Source organism: Verrucomicrobium sp., assembly GCA_028283855.1.
Taxonomy (GTDB): Bacteria; Verrucomicrobiota; Verrucomicrobiia; order Methylacidiphilales; family GAS474; genus GAS474.
Map to the genome: position 1 here is coordinate 1232661 of JAPWJX010000003.1, position 16312 is coordinate 1248972.

Sequence of the window (16312 nt, forward strand, 5' to 3'; positions counted from 1 at the left end):
GTACAAGAGAGATTCCCTATGAGCACGCCCATCGATCCCAAGGCCTATTTTGCCGCCCATGTTGAGGAAGCCGCCTTTTTCGCGCGGGAAACCGTTGTCGACATCTCTCTGGGGCACCCCGGTCAGCGAGTGGAGACGGCGCACGGGCCGCAGGTGCTGAAGAGCATCGCCGGGATCGTCACCGACCGGGACGGCCGCGTGGAGGTCGAGGATCTCGACGTCCTGCGCCGGCAATACGGAAACCTCCATCTGACCGACAAGGAGGAAACCCACGAGCACCTCGGCGCGCCCTTCCGCGCCGTCCGGGTGAAAGAAGCCGTTTCCTTCCAAACCGCCTGGGGAGAGGATATCAAGCTGGCCCCGGGCGACATGCTCCTGGAGCAAAAGGACGCGGCGGGAAAAACCTATTATGACGGCTTTTCCGCCGATGCCTTCGCCGCGACACACGTCCGCACCGCGGCGGACGGTTTCCGCGTCGTGCCCGTCGACATGTCCCTGGACCACCAGGCCCGCGCCGTGAAAAACAATCTGGGCAAGGGCAACGCGCCCGGCCGGGCCCACCTGCAGGACATCGAGGCGCTGCGCGAACTGGGCGCCACCCGCTCCGGCGAGGTGCCGAAGACCCCCGGCTCCGGGGAGCACATTCAGGCTAAGTCCTGAACCGCTGCGCCACCGGGATCTGCCGCCCCATGCCAAAGGCGCGGGGGGAAACCTTCAGACCCGGCGCCGCTTGGCGCCGCTTGTATTCGCTGAACGTCACCTTGTTCAGCACGTCCGCCACCACGGCCGCGTCAAAGCCCGCCGCCACGATCTCCGCCTTGCTCCGGTGCTGCACCACGTATAGCTCCAGGATCTGGTCCAGCACCGCGTAGTCCGGCAGGGAATCCTGGTCGGTCTGGTTGGGGCGCAGCTCGGCGCTGGGCGGCTTGGAAATCGAGTTCTGCGGGATGAGCTCCCGCTGCCGGTTGATCGCGCGGGCCAGGCCGTAGACCTCGCTCTTCGTCAGGTCGGCAATGGGGGCCAGCGCGCCGCACATGTCGCCGTAGAGCGTGCAGTAGCCCACCGCCAGCTCCGACTTGTTCCCCGTCGTCAGCACCAGGTGGCCGAATTTGTTGGAAACCGCCATTAGCATGAGGCCCCGCAGGCGGGACTGCACATTCTCCTCCGCGGCGTCCGCCGCGCGGCCCTGAAAGACCGGCCCCAGCTCCTTCTCGACGACCTGGAAGGCGTTCTCGATGGAAACCACCTCATGCGCGATGCCCAGATTGTGCGCCAGCGCCTGCGCGTCGCTCAGGCTGCCGGGGCTGGAATAGCGGGCGGGCAGGGAGAAGCCGAAGACCGCCTGCGGCCCCAGAGCCTCCACCGCCAGCGCGGCGACGACGGCCGAATCGATCCCGCCGGAAAGGCCCAGCGCCACGGAGCGGAAGCCGCACTTTCCCACATAATCCCGGATGCCCAGGGCCAGGGCGCGGCGGACCGTCTCCTCCTCGTCCAGGCGGGAGGCGGAGGGAGGGCAGGCCCCCTTGAGGTCGACGACCCAGCCGCCCGTCTCAAACGCCGGAGCCTGGAAAAGGACCTTCCCGTGCGCGTCAAAGGCGGCGCTCTGGCCGTCGAAGATCAGCTCGTCGTTGCCGCCCACCATGTTCACCTGGACGATGGGGACGCCCTCGTCCTTGGCGGCGCGGGCCACCATCTCCGTGCGGAGCTTTTCCTTCCCCCGATACCAGGGGGAGGCGGAGAGGTTGAGGATCACCTCCGCCCCGGACCGGCGCAGCTCGGAAACCGGGTCCAGGCGGTAGCGGCGGTCGGGCCAGAAGTCGGCGTCGTTCCAGATATCCTCGCAGATCGTGATGCCGATCTTCTTTCCCCGCCAGGCCACCAAAGTCGGCGCGGCGGCCGGTTCAAAGTAACGGTCCTCGTCGAAGACGTCGTAAGTGGGCAGCAGGGCCTTGTGCGCCGTGTGCTGGATGCGCCCGTCCTCCAGCCACGCGGCCGCGTTCCAAAGGGGGCGGCCGGGCCGCTGGGCGTTCGGCCGGACGCAGCCGACGCAGAGCGCCGGACCGCCCGCCGTCAGCGCGGCGGCCTGGGCCAGGGCGGCCTCCCCGGCCTCGATAAAGTCGGGCCGCAGGAGGAGGTCGCGCGGCGGGTAGCCGCACAGGAAAAGCTCCGGGGCCACGACGATCTCCGCCCCTTCCTTGGCCAGCTTCCGGTATCCCTCCCCCAATTGGCGGAGATTCTCCGCGTAATCGCCGATGGTGGCGTTGAGCTGGAGGAGGCCGATTTTCATCCGGTCCTGAATATTTAACCGGCGGAAGAAAGAGGGAAAACAAATTCGTCTTCGCCGGTTTGAATCGGGGGAGGCGGCGGGCTAATCTTAAGGGAAGTCCGTCATGAGCGATCCCGATTCGATCAAGCACGAGTTGCAGGCCGTCCTGGGCTACTGCGACCTGGGGATGTGGGACGAGGCGCTGGCCGAGGTCGACGAGGCCGAAAGCCGCCAGGCCGAAGGCCCCTCCGCCAAGCTGGACGAGCTGCGCCTGAATATTCTGCAACGGGCGGAGCGATGGACCACCATGCGGGAGATCGCCGCCCGGGCGGCGGAACGGGAGCCGGTCCGGCCCGCCTGGTTCCTTTCCTGGGCCTACGCCCTGCGGCGGGAGGTTTCCATCCCGGCGGCGCGGGAAATCCTGGAAAAGGCCCTGCGGCTTCACCCGGCGGAAGCCCTCATCTCCTTTAACCTGGCCTGCTACGCCGCCCAGCTCGACGAGTGCGAGGCGGCCGCCCGCCACCTGGCCCAGGCCCTGCGGCTCGACCCCAAGCTGGCCAAGAACGCCCAGAACGATCCCGACCTGGCCCCCCTGCGCAACCGCGGCCCGCTGCCCGCGCCCCAATCCCCGCCTCCGGCGATCCTCCCTCCGCCCAAGACGCAGCAGTTCGCGGCGCCGAAGGCTCCCGCTCTGCCGAACGAGTCGGCCGCGCTCCGCGTCTACGTCCGCCATTTGACGGAAGGGGACGCCGCCGCGCGCGCCGTGGCGCTTCACGCCCTGGTCCAGGCCCGGGCGGAACCGGTCTTCACGGCCCTCCTCGCCTCGGAGCAAACCGCCGTCTCCCAGCTGGCTAGCCAGGGCCTGTGGGAGTGCTGGCTGAACGAGGCCGGCCCCGCCGCGCGCCATCTGATCGAAAAAGGCGTCCAGCTCATGGAGAAAAGCGATTTTCCCGTTGCCGAGAGGCTCTTCCGCCGCCTGATGAACGACTATCCCGATTGGGCGGAGGCGGTCAACAAGCTGGCCACCCTCTGCTACCTCTCCAAGCGGTATGAGGAGAGCCTGAGCCTCTGCCGCCGCGTGGTGACGATGAAGCCGGACCACTTCGGCGCCTGGCAGGGGATCGAGCTGTGCGCCGTGCAGATGAAGGACTGGTCCGTGGCCCTGGAGGCGGCCAAGCAGAGCCTGCGCCTCCAGCCCCAGCATCCGGCCCACCGGAAGCTGGTCGAGTCCCTGGAGGCCAAGCTGGGCGGGGAAGAGGAGCGTTGACGGCCTTGCCCTGGATCAGGGGCTTTGCCTAATCTCCCGGGATGAAAATCTGGGCGGCGGCGGGACTGTGGCTGGCGGTTTTTCTTCTTCCGGTTTGGGCGGACGATCTGGACGCCTCCGTCCAGGTCCTCATGCATGAAAGCACGGGGGACATCGACCGCGGCACGAAGGGGAAAGGGAAGGAAACGGTCACCGCGCCCACGTTCACGGTCAAGCTCTCCAACACCGGCATGGACGATATGCCGAACATCACCCTGAAGCTCTACGTGGCCGTGGCCCACAATTGGATCCGCACGGAAACGGAGGACCAGCGCCAGGGCCGCATCCAGGAGATCCTGGAAGGAAAGGCCAGCCTGCCCGCCGGAGCCTCCCAGGAGGTCGAAATGGGATCGGTCGAGGTGAAGTCGAGCGTCACGGGCGATTCGACCCACCATGTGACCTGGTTTGGCGGGGCGGTTTACCAGGGCTACGTGCTGGAGATCTATTCCAACGGCGCCCTTTACCGCGTGAAAGTGGGCGGCAACACGGCGGCCCGCCGCGCGTATGACGAGTATAAGAAAAACACCGGCGGGGACACCGCGGGGGCGAAGGAAAGCCCCGCTCCCTAGGTTCGGGAACTAGTAAGCGCGGAACGGGCGTTCCACTGTCCAATCGGTGCCCGTTTTGCCGGTGCTGCGGGTCAGGAGGCGCCCGGCACCGGAGAGTGTGGTGTGCTTGTTGCCGGTAGGATCGGCCACGGTGGGGCGGGCGTTATCCTTAAAATGGATGTCGATGCTGGCCGTGGGCTGGACGGTGATGTGGGGGGCGGACTTCTCCTCGCAGGAGACGATGGAAATCGTGTCGGACAGGACGATGCTGGGCTTTGCCTCCCCCTTGGTGACGATATTGGGACGGCGGCTGTAGATGCTGACTTCCGAAGCCTCCACGACGATCGTGGTTTCCTTCCCCTGTTTGCCGCAAACGGTGATGTCCGGCGCGGCGCCTTCCGTGACGGAGATGAGGGGTTGGGCGTTGTCCTGAACGTCGACAGTGGCGCGGCCGCCGCCCTGAAGGATGAGAGTCGGCTTGGCGTCCTTTTCGATCACGAAGTTGAGGGAGGAATCCGTATGGATCTTCACATCCCCCTGGATGTGGACGAGGGGGGTGGGAATCCGGTTCAGGCGGGCCTGGCCGCGGGCGGTCGTCTGAAGGCGGTCCCAGTCAGCCTGGGTCTTGAGCGTGATGGAAGGGCGGGACGGCATATCCTTCTAATTCGGCTATTCCGCCCCCCGGATTCCCCGCTTTTTCGGGGAAACGGCTAGAGGGTCTGGGCGACCTTCTCGAGCTGGTAGCACTCGATGACGTCGCCTTCCTCGTATTCGGTGAAATCGCCCAGGCGGATGCCGCACTCCAGGCCGGAGCGGACCTCGGACGCGTCGTCCTGGAACCGCTTGAGGGTGTGGATGCCGCCGTCGTAGATCGGCTGCTTCTTGCGGATGACGCGGGCGCGGGCGTTGCGGACGATGCGGCCGGTCTGCACGGCGCAGCCCGCCACGGGATACTTGGAAAGCTCGAAGACCTTCTTGACCAGCGCGGTGCCCAGCTGGGTCTCGCGCAGCTCGGGGTCGAGGAGGCCCGCCATGGCCTCCTTGATCTGGTCGACCAGCTCGTAAATGATGGAGAAGAGCTTGATCTGAACGCCCTCGCGCTTGGCGGCGTTGGCGGCGGCGTTGTCGGTCTTCGTGTTGAAGCCGATGACGACGGCGGAGCTGGCGCGGGCCAGGATGACGTCCGATTCGGCGATCGGGCCGACGCCGGTGTGGACGATCTCCAGGTCGACTTTCTTGCTGTCGATGTTGCGCAGCTGGCCCACGACGGCCTCGATGGAGCCCTGGACGTCGGCCTTGATGATGAGGTTGAGGGTCTTCTTCTGCCCGTCGGCGATGGTGTCGAAGAGGTTTTCCAGGGTGACCTTCGGCGCGGCCTCGATCTTCTTGAGGCGGAGGGAGGCGGCGCGCTCCTCGGCGATCTCGCGCACCTTCTTGTCGCTGTCCATGGTGACCAGCTCCTCGCCCGGGGAGGGGACGCCGGAGAGGCCGATGACTTTCACGGGGGTGGAAGGGCCGGCTTCCTTGACGTTCTGGCCCAGGTCGTTGATGAGGGCCTTCACGCGGCCGTAGAAGGGGCCGCAGAGGGCGGGCTCGCCCACCTTCAGGATGCCGTCCTGGACGAGGACGGTGGCGGTGGGGCCGCGGCCGACCTCGGTCTGGGCCTCCACGACGCGGGCCTTGGCCTCGCCGCGGAAGTGGGCCTTGAGCTCCATGAGCTCGGCCTGGAGGGTGATCATCTCCAAAAGTTTGTCGATGCCCGTCCCCTTGGTGGCGGAGACTTCAACGGTGATGGTTTGGCCGCCGTATTCTTCCGGCGCGAGGCCCTGCTCCTGGAGCTGGCCCTTCACGCGCATGGGGTTGGCGGCGGGGAGGTCGCACTTGTTGATGGCGACGATGATGGGGGCGCCGGCGGCCTTGGCGTGGCTGATGGCCTCCAGGGTCTGGGGCATGAGCCCGTCGTCCGAGGCGACGACCAGGACGACGATGTCGGTCACGGAGGCGCCGCGCGCGCGCATGGCGGTGAAGGCGGCGTGGCCCGGGGTGTCGATGAAGGTGATGCCGTGTTCCCCGCGCTTCACGGTGTAGGCGCCGATGTGCTGGGTGATGCCGCCGGCTTACGCCCGCGGCGACGCGGGTCTTGCGGATGGCGTCCAGGAGGGAGGTCTTGCCGTGGTCGACGTGGCCCATGAAGGTCACGACGGGGTCGCGGTGCTCCAGCTTGCGCTCCAGCTCGGCGGCGGGCTTGGGCTTTTCGACGGGCTTGGAGGGGGCGGGCGGATGGGCCACGCGGTCCCGCTTTTCCGTCTGGAAGCTGAAGCCGAGCTTGGCGCTGACTTTCTTGGCCGATTCCTCGTCCAGGACCTGGGTGAGGGTGGCGAAGATGTTCAGCTCCATCAGGTGGTGGATGAGCTGGAAGGGCTTGAGGCCGAGGTGGGTGGCCAGATCCTTGACGACGATGGGGCCTTTGATGGCGATCGTCTTGTCCGCCGGGGAGGAGGTGACGTTCCCTTCCGCGGGGGCGGAGGGGGCGGGTTCAGAAGCCTCGGCGGAGGCGGGCTCGGTCGAGGCGGCCTGCGGGGCCTCCGTCGCCGGGGCCTCAGACGCCTTCGGAGCCGCGCTCTTTTTGGGAGCGGCGGCTTTGTCGGCGGTCTTCTTGGTCTCGACGGTGGCGGCTTTTTCTTTAGGCATGCAGGCGGTGGATCTTAGCGTGGGATGCGGGTTTAGGCGTTCGCGGGCTGGTCGGCCCCGGCCTTGGTCTTCTCGATGGCGGCCTGGCGAATGCCCTTGGCGGCCTCGGGCTCGAGGCCCGGGACGGCGCCGAGGAAGTCTTCCTCGTCGACCTCCGCGATCGCCTCGACGCTGACGAGGCCGGCGCGGACGATCTGGTCGGCCACGGCCTGCTCGATGGAGAGGGATGCGGCCAGCTCGCCGGCGGCCTTTGTGATCTGCTCGGCGAAGTTCTCGGCGGCGGTGTGCTCTTTGAGGATGTCGATCTCCCAGCCGGTGATCTTGGTGGCCAGGCGGGTGTTCTGCCCCTTGCGGCCCAGGGCCAGGGAGTAGTTCTCGCTGTCGACGGTGACCTTCAGGCGGTGGTTGGCCTCGTCGACCTCCAGGCTCTTCAGCTTGGCGGGCTTGAGGGCCTCCACGGCCAGCTCACGGATGTTGGGGGACCACTTGAAGAGGTCGATCTTCTCGTTGTTCAGCTCGCGGACGATGTTCTTCACGCGCGCGCCGCGGATGCCGACGCAGGCGCCCACCGGGTCGATCTTCTCGTTGGAGGACCAGACGGCGATCTTCGTGCGGTAGCCGGCCTCGCGGGCCATGGCCTTGATCTCCACGGTCTTGTCGTTGACCTCGTTGACTTCCAGCTCCAGGAGCTTGCGGACGAAGTTGGGGTGGCTGCGGGAGAGGATGATCTCCAGGCCGCGCACGCCCTCTTCCACGGCCACGACGTAGGCGCGGATGCGCTCGCCGGGGTTGTATTCTTCCGTGGGGACGCGCTCGCGGGAGGGGAGGATGGCCTCGAACTTGCCGAGGTCGACGATGACGTCGCTCCGCTCGAAGCGGCGGACGGTGCCGGTGACGATGGCGCCGGCGCGGTCCTTGAACTCGGAAAAGATCATCTTCCGCTCGATGCCGCGGAGGGTTTGGTTGATGGTCTGCTTGAAGACCTGGGCGGCGATGCGGCCGAATTCCTTCGGCGTCACCTCCATGTCGACGGCGCCGCCGAGCTGGGCTTCCTTGTCGATGTCGCGGGCTTTGAGGAGGGTGATCTGGTCGGCCGGGTTGGTCACCTTTTCCACCACTTCCAGGCGGGCAAAGGCGCGGAGCTTGCCGCTTTTGGGGTCGATCTCCACGCGGAGATCCTTGGCCGGGCCGAAGCTTTTGCGCGAGGAAGCGAGCAATGCGGCTTGCATCGCTTCAATGAGGATCTCCCGTTTGATCCCCTTTTCCTTCTCCATGTATTCCATGATCGCTACAATTTCTTGACTCATGGTCGCCTCCTTCTTATTGCTTCTTGCTTCTCTCTCTTTCGGATCCGGAGACAAAAAAGTGGAAACTAGCGAAAGTTTCCACGGCTCCGAACAAACCGGTGAGCGAAAAGCAAGTGATCCTATCAACTTAAGAGAGAGGGTCAAGGCCTGAAATTGAATCCCCCCGCCCAAGCTCCTCTGCCGGACCATCTTGGCCTTATCGCCGGGAAGGGGAGCTATCCCCTGCTGGTCGCCCGGGCCGCCCGGGCGGCGGGCGTGAAGCGCCTTTCCCTTGTTGCCTTCGACCGGGAGACCGATCCCGCCCTCTTTCCCCTGGCCGACGAGTCCCTCTCCATCCGGGTCGGCGAATTGGGGAAGCTCCTCCGCTTTTGCCGGGACCAGGCGGTCCCCGCGGCCATCATGGCGGGGCAGATCTCCCCCGGCCACCTCTTTGACCTGAAGCCCGATTGGCGGGCCCTCCTCCTCCTGGCCAAGCTTAAGGAACGCAACGCGGAGACGATCTTCGGCGCCATCGCGGACAAGCTGGGGGAGGGCGGCACCATCGTCCTGCCCGCCACCACTTTCCTGGAGGATTGCCTGGCCGCTCCCGGCCCTCTGGCCGGTCCCCGCCCGGGCCGCCGCCAGCGGGAGGACATCGCCTACGGTTTCCGCATCGCCAAGGAGATGGCCCGGCTCGACATCGGCCAGACCGTCGTGGTGAAGCGCGGGACCGTCCTGGCCGTGGAGGCCTTTGAAGGGACCAACGCCGCCGCCCGCCGCGGCGGGGCGCTGGGCCGGGGCGGCGCGGTCCTGGTCAAGGTGAGCAAGCCGGGGCAGGACTTCCGCTTCGACGTGCCGGTCGTCGGCCCCCACACCTTTCAGACCGCGCATGAGGCGGGCATCGGCACCATCGCCTGCGAGGCGGGCCGCACCCTTCTTTTGGAACGGGAGCGGCTGGAGGCCCTGGCCCGGGAGTTTAAAATCTCCCTGGTCGGCGTCAGTCCTTCCGACTCCGCGCTTTAAAGATCCGGTTCACCCGGGCCAGCCAAAACTCGTCGAACCACGTCATCACGGCGACCGCCAGCGCCAGCGGCGGCAGGGTTCCCAATAGCGTGAGCCAGAGCGCCGCCGCGTCCGAAACCCGCCCGTGGAGATGGACGAAGAGCCAGCTCGACCAGGTGAAGAGGATCAACGGATGGATCAGGTAGAGGGGGAAGGAGATCCGGCCCAGGAACGCGCCCCACGGGCGGTCGAGCATCTGGTAGAGCGCCCGCCAGCCAGTGAGGGCCTGCATCACTAAAAGGGAGGCCAGCAGATAGAGGTAGCTGTGAAGGCTGGGGCGCGGCAGCGCGGGCGTGGAGAGGGGTAAGATCGAGGCAAAAGCCTTGTAAGGCCCTTGTGAGACGAGATAGCCGTAGAGGTAATAGGCTCCCGCCAGGAAAAGAAGGGCCCAGCCGGCGGCCAGCCGGGTGCCGCGTCGCGCGTGGAGCCAGCAGAGCGCCGCGCCCAGGGGAAAAGAGAGATAGAACGGGCTGCCGATGACGCAGGCCGCGCCGAAGAAGAGGACCCACCCGGCCCGCTGCGGCCAGCGGGCGACGCCGTAAGCCAGGGCGTAGACCAGCAGGCTGCCGATCCACTCGATCCGCATCGTCCACAGATTGGAATTGTAGGAGGACCAGCCCGTGAAGAAGGCCTTCAGGCCGTCCAGGACGGCGCCGGGGACAGACGGAACCGGCGCCGTCTTCGGGTTGGCCATTTGAATGAGCCAGCCGGAGCCGCTTAAATGGCCTGCCGCCCGGAAAAAACCGAAACCGGCGGCGAGCGCCAGGCCCACCAGCAAGGTGCTGAGCACCGCCGGACCGGCCAGCCGGAAGAAGCGTTTAAAGGCCGTCCGTTCCAGCATTCCCGTCCGCCCCGTGTGGAAATAGCGGTAGGGCAGGACGTAGCCGGAGAGGACAAAAAAGAAGGAAACGGCCGCCGTGCCGTTGACCAGGGGGAAGGCCAGCGTGCCCGCCAGGGATCCAGGGCCGATCCCTTCATAGAGCCCCCCGTGAAGACGCGGCGCGAAGCCCAGCAGAAAGTGGTGGAAGAACACGATGCAGGCCGCCAAGCCGCGGCACGCCTCCAGCGGCACCAGGCGGGAATGGCCCTCCGCGGCAGCCAGGGGATTCTGCGACGACATCCCGCCTTGGTTACGCGCCGTACGCCTTGAGGGCAAGGCTGCGCTTGACGTCTTCCCCCAACCCGCCTTCGCTATAACCCCTTCGGCTCCTATGGGGCCGTCTAGAGAGAGCTTTGCCAAAGATGAACATTTTTTCGGGCCGCGCGGTCCCTAAAGAGACGGCCGTCGAGAAAGTCGCCGTCGGCGTCGTCGGCGTCGGCCACATCGGGCGCCATCACGTCCGCTTATATGCCGAGGCGCCCGGGGCCGACCTGGTCGGCGTCTTCGACATGAACCGGGACGCCGCCCGGAAGATCGCCGCCCAATACAAGGTCCCCGCCTACGACCGGCTGGAGGACCTCCTGGCCCGGGCGGAGGCCCTCAGCGTCGCCACGCCCACGGTGACCCATTTCGAGATCGGCGCGCAGGCGCTGGAAGCGGGCCGCCACCTCCTCATCGAGAAGCCGATCGCCGACCGGCCGGAGCAGGCCCGCCAGCTCGTCGAGATCGCCGCGCGGAAGGGGGCCGTCCTTCAGGTCGGCCATATCGAGCGCTTCAATCCCGCCTTTCAGGCTTTGGAGGCCATGCTGACGCATCCCAAGTTCATCGAGGCCCACCGCCTTTCCCCCTATCCGGGCCGGAGCATCGACATCGGCGTCGTCCTCGACCTGATGATCCACGACATCGACATCATCCTCCACCTGGTCCGCTCCCCCCTGGAGAGCATCGACGCCGTCGGCGTCCCGGTCTTAAGCCGCAGCGAGGACATCGCCAACGCCCGCCTCCGCTTCCAGAACGGGTGCGTGGCCAACATCACCACCAGCCGCATCAGCCCGGAGAAGCTGCGGAAGATCCGCGTCTTCCAGGACGACGCCTACCTCTCCCTCGACTACCAGAACCAGAGCGGGGAAATCTACCGCCGCCAGGATGGGAAGATCACCCGGGACAAGATCCCCGTCCGCAAGGAAGAGCCGCTGAAGCTGGAGCTGGAGTCCTTCCTGGAATGCGTCCGCGCCAAGCGCCGCCCCTTGGTGGACGGCGCGCAGGCCGCCGACGCGCTGGAGGTGGCCCTGCGCATCGTCGAGCAGATCGGTTCCGGCAACGGCATGCCCGCCCTTCCATGAGCGATTCCCCCTCCGTCTTCTTCTTCGCCGGGGAGGCTAGCGGCGACGCCCACGGTGCCGCCCTCATCGAGGCCCTCCGCCGCCTGCGGCCCGACGTCCGCTGCCTGGGCGCGGGCGGTCCCCGCATGCAGGCCGCCGGGCAGGAGCAGCTCTACGACCTGACGGAGCACGCCGTCGTCGGCCTGGTGGAGGTGCTCCGCCATTACCCCCGCCTGCGCGGCCTCTTTAACCAAGCGGTCCGCGCGGTGAAGAAGGCGCAGCCGGAGGCCGTCGTCTTCATCGACTATCCGGGCTTCAACCTTCGCCTGGCCAAGGCGCTCCGCCGCGCCGCGCCGAAGACCAAGCTCATCTTCTTCATCAGCCCGCAGGTCTGGGCGTGGAAGAGCGGACGGGCCAAGACCATGGCCCGCCTCCTCGACCGCCTGCTGGTCATCTTCCCCTTTGAAAAGGAATGGTTCGCCCAGCACGCGCCGAGCCTTCCGGTCGAGTGGGTCGGCCATCCCATTTGGGACCGCATGCTCGTCCAGGAGCGGGAAGGGGACTCCGGTCCCGTCCGCCGCGTCGCCCTTCTGCCCGGCAGCCGCCAGGGAGAGATCAGGAAGCACCTCCCCATCCTGCTGGAGGCCGCCCGCCACCTTTACGAGAAGCGGCGGGACCTCCGCTTCGTCTGGCTGGCCCCGGACGCCAAGGCGCAGCGCCTCGGCCTGGAAATCCTCAAAGACTATCCCGGCGGGCCGCCCATCGAGGCTTACGTCGGCTACCCCCTTTCCCACATGAGCCGCTGCGGCCTGGCCTTGCTGGCCTCCGGCACCGTCTCCCTGGAGTGCGCCTGCGTGGGCGTTCCGCAGATCGTCTTTTACAAGGTCCACCCCCTGACTTACCTTATCGGCCGCATGGTCGTGAAAATCCCCTTCGTCAGCATGGTCAACATCCTGGCCGGCAAGGAGATCATCCCGGAAATGATCCAGGCCGGGCTCACCCCGGAATCCCTGGCCAACCGGGCCGAAAACCTCCTGGACGACGAAGGGCTCCGCGCCGCCATGCGCGGCCAGATGGCGGAGGCCGTGGCCAAGCTGGGCCCCCCCGGAGCCGGGGAGCGCGCCGCCCGGTCCGTCCTCGCCGAAATCGGCGCCGCCCCCGCCGCCTAATCTTTTCCCCATGATCCATCGCCTCCTGCAATCCTTCCTCGTCGGCCTGGCGCGCTTCATCCACCGCTGGCCGCGGCTGATCGCCTTCACGGGGGTGGTCCTCACCGCCGCCGCCATCTGGCTGACCGTGACCAAGCTGACCGTCAGCGCCAACACCGATAACCTGGTCAGCGCCAAGTCTCCGGCCAACCGCTACTACCTCGACTACGTAAAGGAGTTCAACGTCACGGAAGACTTCGTCGTCGTCATCCGCTCCAACGACGTGGCGAAGAACCGCCAGGCCGCCCAGTTCATCGGCAGCCGCCTGGAGGCGATGCAGCCGGATCTGCGGCGCGTCCTCTATCACATCGACTTCTCCAAGCTGCAGGACCACTTCCTCCTCTTCCTGGACGCCAAGGACCTGGAAGGGATCCGGCAGGAAGTCGGCGGCTACGCCGCGCAGCTCCGGCAGAACAACGTCCGCCTGGACCTCAACTCGATGCTCGACCAGGCCGACGCGATGTTCAACGACAAGTACCTCCGCAAGAAGAGCAATTGGAAGGAGTTCAAGCCCTTCGTCGACCGCTTCGCCGACATGCTCGACCAGCTGGCCGACCAGATCGAGAACAAGGCCGACGCGCCCAAGGCCAAGGGCGCCAAGGTGAAGCCCGGCGCGGCCGCCGCCCAGGGCAAGCTGGCCGACATCTCCAAGGAAGTGGAGGAGAACGAGTATCCCGGCTTCGACGAAGGCCGCACCCTGGTCATCACCGCCTCTCCCGCCGAAGGGAAGAAGGAAGGCCGCCCCTACGAAGTCGTCATTCCGAAGATCCGCGCAGTCCTGGCCGAGGCGCGCCAAGCCTATCCCGACGTCGACATCGGCCTGACCGGCGAGCCCGTTCTGACCGACGACGAGGTGGCCATGAGCGCCAAGGACAGCGCGGAGGCCGGGGCCCTGGCCTTCGCCCTCATCGCCGTTCTCTTCTTTGTCAGCTACCGGGAGCGGACCCGGCCCGTCATCGCCCTGCTGGTCCTGCTCATGGCGGTCAGCTGGTCGCTGGGCCTGACCGTCCTCACCGTCGGCCACCTGAACATCATCTCCCAGGCCTTCGTGGCCATGGTCATCGGCTTGGGGATCGACTTCGGCATCCAGATCATGGGCCGTTATGAGGAGGAGCTGGCGCGCGGCTCCGCCCTGGAAAACGCCCTCGTCGCGGGCGTCGGCTACACCGGCGCGGCGGTCGTCACCGGCGGCACCACCACGGCGCTGGCCTTCTTCACCATGTGCTTTAACGACTTCACCGGCCTGGCGGAGTTCGGCGTGGTGGCGGGCTCCGGCGTCGTCCTTTGCCTGGTCGCCAACCTTGTCCTCCTGCCCGCCGTCTACGTCCTCATGGACCGGCGGAAGTCCCCCCAGGTGCTCCGCTCCCGCGCGGCGGCTTCCTCCCTGCCGGGCCAGCGGATCGATGCCGTCCTCTTCGGCCATCCCCGCTTGGTCCTGGGCGCGGCGGCCGCGGCCACCGTGGCGGCGGCCTTCTTCATCCCCAAGGTCCGCTTCGACTACAATCTCCTGAACCTCCAGAGCCCGAAGCTGGAGTCCGTCCGGGAAGCCCTGGTCCTCAACGCGCCGGGCAACTCCATCCTCTTCGGCGTCTCCGTGGCGGACAACGTGGAGGACGCGCGCGCCCGCATCGCCCGCTTCCAGGCGCTGCCCACCGTCGCCGCCGTCCGCTGCCCCATCGTCGACATGACCCCGCGCGACCTGGATTCGAAGCGGCCCATCGTGCGGGAGATCGCCGCCTCCCTGGAAGGCGTCCGGCTGAATACCGACGTTTCCGACACCGTCGACGTCGCCCGCGCGCGGGTGAAGATCGGCGAGCTGCTGAACGACTGCCAGCAGGGCGTCGCCCAGGCGCGCAAATACCGGCTGATCCCGCAGGCGCGGGAGGCGGTGGAGGTCTTCGGCAAGCTGATCCCGCCCCTGGAACGGGCGCAGAAGGCCATGGAAGGGCTCTCCCAAGCCGAGCTGGGCCGCCGCCTGAACCGCTACCAGGTCAACGTCTTCGGCACCATGCGGCGCAACCTGGCCTTCCTGGCCGGGCAGAAGGCGGAAGGGGCCATCACCGTGGAGGACATCCCCCTGCCGCTGCGGGAACGCTACCTCTCCCCGCACGGGAAGATCCTCATCGAGATCTCCCCGAAGGAAAACGTCTGGAACCGGGAGGCCGACGCCGCCTTCGTCCGCGACCTCCGCACCGTCGACCCCCGCGTCACCGGCGCGCCCGTGCAGAACTTCGAGTACATCGACCTGCTGCGCGCCAGCTACGTGCAGGCGGCGAAGTGGGCTGCCGTCGCCATCGTCATCCTCATCTGCCTCCACTTCGGGCGGCCCTCGCTCATCCTCCTCACCCTCCTGCCGCTGGCCATGGGCATCGCCTGGACGTTGGGGCTCATGGGCGCGTTCCACTACCCCTTCAACCCGGCCAACATCGTCACCCTGCCTCTGGTGATCGGCATCGGCGTGGCCTACGGCGTCTACACCGTCGACCGCTACCGGGAAGACCAGCGCCTCTCCCTCTTCCACGGCAGCACGGGGAAGGCCATTGTCCTTTCCGCGCTGACGGCCATGATCGGCTTCGGCTCCATGATGATCAGCGCCTATCCGGGGCTCTTCAGCCTGGGCCTGCTCATGTTCCTGGGCGTCGGCATGTGCCTGGTCACCAGCATCGGCGTCATGCCCCAGCTCCTGAAGCTGCGGCAGGAAGACGCCCCCTCCGCTCCCGTCCGGGAAGCGGTTCCCCTGAAGAAATAGGAGCGCGCATGAGCCACTCCCAAGAATACGCCGAGGGCCTCATCCGCCAGGGAACGAGCGCCTGGGACCTTCTCCAGAGCACCTTCCAGGACGGCACCGATCTGGGCACCCTCCTGGTGGTCACGCGGGAGATCCGCCGCCGCCTGGCCGATCCGCAGGACCCGGTGCACTCCTTCTTTCACCGCCACATCAACCCGGACGGGGAGCAGGGCGGCTGGGTGCAGGACGGCCTGGCCCATCGGTCCGTCTCGCCCAAGGCCCAGGTCGGGCGGGACGCCATCATCTTCGGCCCCAGCGGCTTTGCCCTCGGGGAGGGGATGACCTTCACCTCCGTCGGGCCGGAAGCGGTCATCGCCGGCCACTCCGCGATCGGGCCAGGCGTCCAGATCCACGGAAAGAGCCGGGTGGAAGACTCGGCGCTCTGCGGCGCGCGGACCGGCAACGGGATCGCGCGGCATTTCGGCATCTTCAGCAACCGGGTGACCATCACTTCGTTTATCGCGGTCGACCAGTGCATCCTCCATGACTCGTCCGTGAAGGAGAGCTTCGTCTCCGGTTCCGTGCTCCGCCGCGCCGACGTGAAGAACAAGGCGTGGGTCGCCCTTTCCCAAATCAAGAACGGGGAGGTGGACGGCGCCGTCGTCTATGACAGCACGGTGAAGGGCGGCAGCCGCGTGGGCCAGGACGTCCATCTGGAAGGGTGCCGGGTGACCAAGGGCGTCTCCGTCGACGTGCCGCAGAAGGTCGTGGATCAAAAGATCGACGACAACCGCTACGCCCTGGTGGCGCGGCCTCCCCGCTCCCTGGTGAAGGACGCGCTTCAGCTGGCCGCGGGGCTCTTCGAGCGGCCGAAGAAAAAAGAGAACCCCGGCCAGGAACCCGACCGGGGAACGCTTCCCTTAAGGAAATAAAATGGCCAACCATCGACTGGAAGACGCAAAGAGCCTTATTCGGGGGGGCGCCGGCGCCGAAGCCCTTTTGCGGCACACCCTTT

General features: G+C 66.9%; 13 protein-coding genes and 1 pseudogene. 8 read left to right on the plus strand and 6 right to left on the minus strand.

Annotation, left to right across the window (positions count from 1 at the left end; all coding sequences use genetic code 11):
• Positions 1-18 precede the first annotated feature (18 nt).
• Positions 19-660 carry a hypothetical protein gene (locus tag PW734_07315; protein ID MDE1171000.1) on the plus strand — a complete coding sequence of 214 codons (642 nt, stop codon included), beginning with the start codon at positions 19-21 and terminating at the stop codon, positions 658-660.
• On the opposite strand, the gene PW734_07320 is transcribed toward PW734_07315, so the two are convergent.
• Complete coding sequence (locus PW734_07320) at positions 650-2287, minus strand: NAD+ synthase (GenBank protein ID MDE1171001.1); 1638 nt, start codon at positions 2285-2287, stop codon at positions 650-652. The genes PW734_07315 and PW734_07320 overlap by 11 nt on opposite strands.
• Positions 2288-2390: 103 nt before the next feature.
• Here PW734_07320 and PW734_07325 point away from each other — a divergent pair, with 103 nt between their 5' ends.
• Complete coding sequence (locus tag PW734_07325) at positions 2391-3533, plus strand: tetratricopeptide repeat protein (GenBank protein ID MDE1171002.1); 1143 nt, start codon at positions 2391-2393, stop codon at positions 3531-3533.
• Between the two features lie 41 nt (positions 3534-3574).
• Positions 3575-4141: a hypothetical protein gene (locus PW734_07330; protein MDE1171003.1), complete on the plus strand. Its 567-nt coding sequence runs from the start codon at positions 3575-3577 to the stop codon at positions 4139-4141.
• Between the two features lie 9 nt (positions 4142-4150).
• Here the strand turns inward: PW734_07330 and PW734_07335 are convergent, their stop codons facing one another.
• From PW734_07335 to nusA, 4 genes and pseudogenes are all read right to left on the minus strand, one after another.
• On the minus strand, positions 4151-4774 hold the full coding sequence (locus PW734_07335; GenBank protein MDE1171004.1) for a hypothetical protein: 624 nt from the start codon (positions 4772-4774) through the stop codon (positions 4151-4153).
• A gap of 56 nt (positions 4775-4830) precedes the next feature.
• Complete coding sequence (gene infB, locus PW734_07340) at positions 4831-6201, minus strand: translation initiation factor IF-2 (protein ID MDE1171005.1); 1371 nt, start codon at positions 6199-6201, stop codon at positions 4831-4833.
• 295 nt (positions 6202-6496) lie between these two features.
• Positions 6497-6811 (minus strand): annotated as a pseudogene (locus PW734_07345) (hypothetical protein).
• Positions 6812-6843: 32 nt separating this feature from the next.
• The gene (gene nusA / locus PW734_07350; GenBank protein MDE1171006.1) at positions 6844-8118 is read right to left on the minus strand and encodes a transcription termination factor NusA; all 1275 of its coding nucleotides are present in this window, start codon (positions 8116-8118) and stop codon (positions 6844-6846) included.
• Between the two features lie 153 nt (positions 8119-8271).
• On the opposite strand from nusA, the gene lpxI reads away from it, so the two are divergent.
• A complete protein-coding gene (lpxI, locus tag PW734_07355; GenBank protein ID MDE1171007.1) occupies positions 8272-9120 on the plus strand; it encodes a UDP-2,3-diacylglucosamine diphosphatase LpxI in 849 nt (282 codons plus the stop codon).
• Here the strand turns inward: lpxI and PW734_07360 are convergent.
• Positions 9095-10279: an acyltransferase gene (locus tag PW734_07360; protein MDE1171008.1), complete on the minus strand. Its 1185-nt coding sequence runs from the start codon at positions 10277-10279 to the stop codon at positions 9095-9097. The two genes, lpxI and PW734_07360, sit on opposite strands and share 26 nt — an antisense overlap.
• A gap of 122 nt (positions 10280-10401) precedes the next feature.
• On the opposite strand from PW734_07360, the gene PW734_07365 reads away from it, so the two are divergent.
• The 4 genes from PW734_07365 to PW734_07380 are packed head-to-tail and all read left to right on the plus strand — an operon-like array spanning position 10402 to position 16229.
• On the plus strand, positions 10402-11382 hold the full coding sequence (locus PW734_07365) for a Gfo/Idh/MocA family oxidoreductase (GenBank protein ID MDE1171009.1): 981 nt from the start codon (positions 10402-10404) through the stop codon (positions 11380-11382).
• A complete protein-coding gene (gene lpxB / locus PW734_07370) occupies positions 11379-12530 on the plus strand; it encodes a lipid-A-disaccharide synthase (protein ID MDE1171010.1) in 1152 nt (383 codons plus the stop codon). The genes PW734_07365 and lpxB overlap by 4 nt, the downstream gene beginning before the upstream one ends.
• Before the next feature lie 10 nt (positions 12531-12540).
• Positions 12541-15318, plus strand: coding sequence for an MMPL family transporter (locus tag PW734_07375; GenBank protein MDE1171011.1), 2778 nt, complete (start codon positions 12541-12543; stop codon positions 15316-15318).
• Positions 15319-15326: 8 nt separating this feature from the next.
• Positions 15327-16229 carry a hypothetical protein gene (locus tag PW734_07380; GenBank protein ID MDE1171012.1) on the plus strand — a complete coding sequence of 301 codons (903 nt, stop codon included), beginning with the start codon at positions 15327-15329 and terminating at the stop codon, positions 16227-16229.
• The last annotated feature ends 83 nt before the right edge of the window (positions 16230-16312 follow it).

Excerpts from the sequence above, each read along its gene's own strand:
- PW734_07315 (MDE1171000.1), top strand. The coding sequence starts at position 19 with ATGAGCACGCCCATCGATCCCAAGGCCTATTTTGCCGCCCATGTTGAG.
- PW734_07320 (MDE1171001.1), bottom strand. The coding sequence starts at position 2,287 with ATGAAAATCGGCCTCCTCCAGCTCAACGCCACCATCGGCGATTACGCG.
- PW734_07325 (MDE1171002.1), top strand. The coding sequence starts at position 2,391 with ATGAGCGATCCCGATTCGATCAAGCACGAGTTGCAGGCCGTCCTGGGC.
- PW734_07330 (MDE1171003.1), top strand. The coding sequence starts at position 3,575 with ATGAAAATCTGGGCGGCGGCGGGACTGTGGCTGGCGGTTTTTCTTCTT.
- PW734_07335 (MDE1171004.1), bottom strand. The coding sequence starts at position 4,774 with ATGCCGTCCCGCCCTTCCATCACGCTCAAGACCCAGGCTGACTGGGAC.
- nusA (MDE1171006.1), bottom strand. The coding sequence starts at position 8,118 with ATGAGTCAAGAAATTGTAGCGATCATGGAATACATGGAGAAGGAAAAG.
- PW734_07360 (MDE1171008.1), bottom strand. The coding sequence starts at position 10,279 with ATGTCGTCGCAGAATCCCCTGGCTGCCGCGGAGGGCCATTCCCGCCTG.
- PW734_07365 (MDE1171009.1), top strand. The coding sequence starts at position 10,402 with ATGAACATTTTTTCGGGCCGCGCGGTCCCTAAAGAGACGGCCGTCGAG.
- lpxB (MDE1171010.1), top strand. The coding sequence starts at position 11,379 with ATGAGCGATTCCCCCTCCGTCTTCTTCTTCGCCGGGGAGGCTAGCGGC.
- PW734_07375 (MDE1171011.1), top strand. The coding sequence starts at position 12,541 with ATGATCCATCGCCTCCTGCAATCCTTCCTCGTCGGCCTGGCGCGCTTC.
- PW734_07380 (MDE1171012.1), top strand. The coding sequence starts at position 15,327 with ATGAGCCACTCCCAAGAATACGCCGAGGGCCTCATCCGCCAGGGAACG.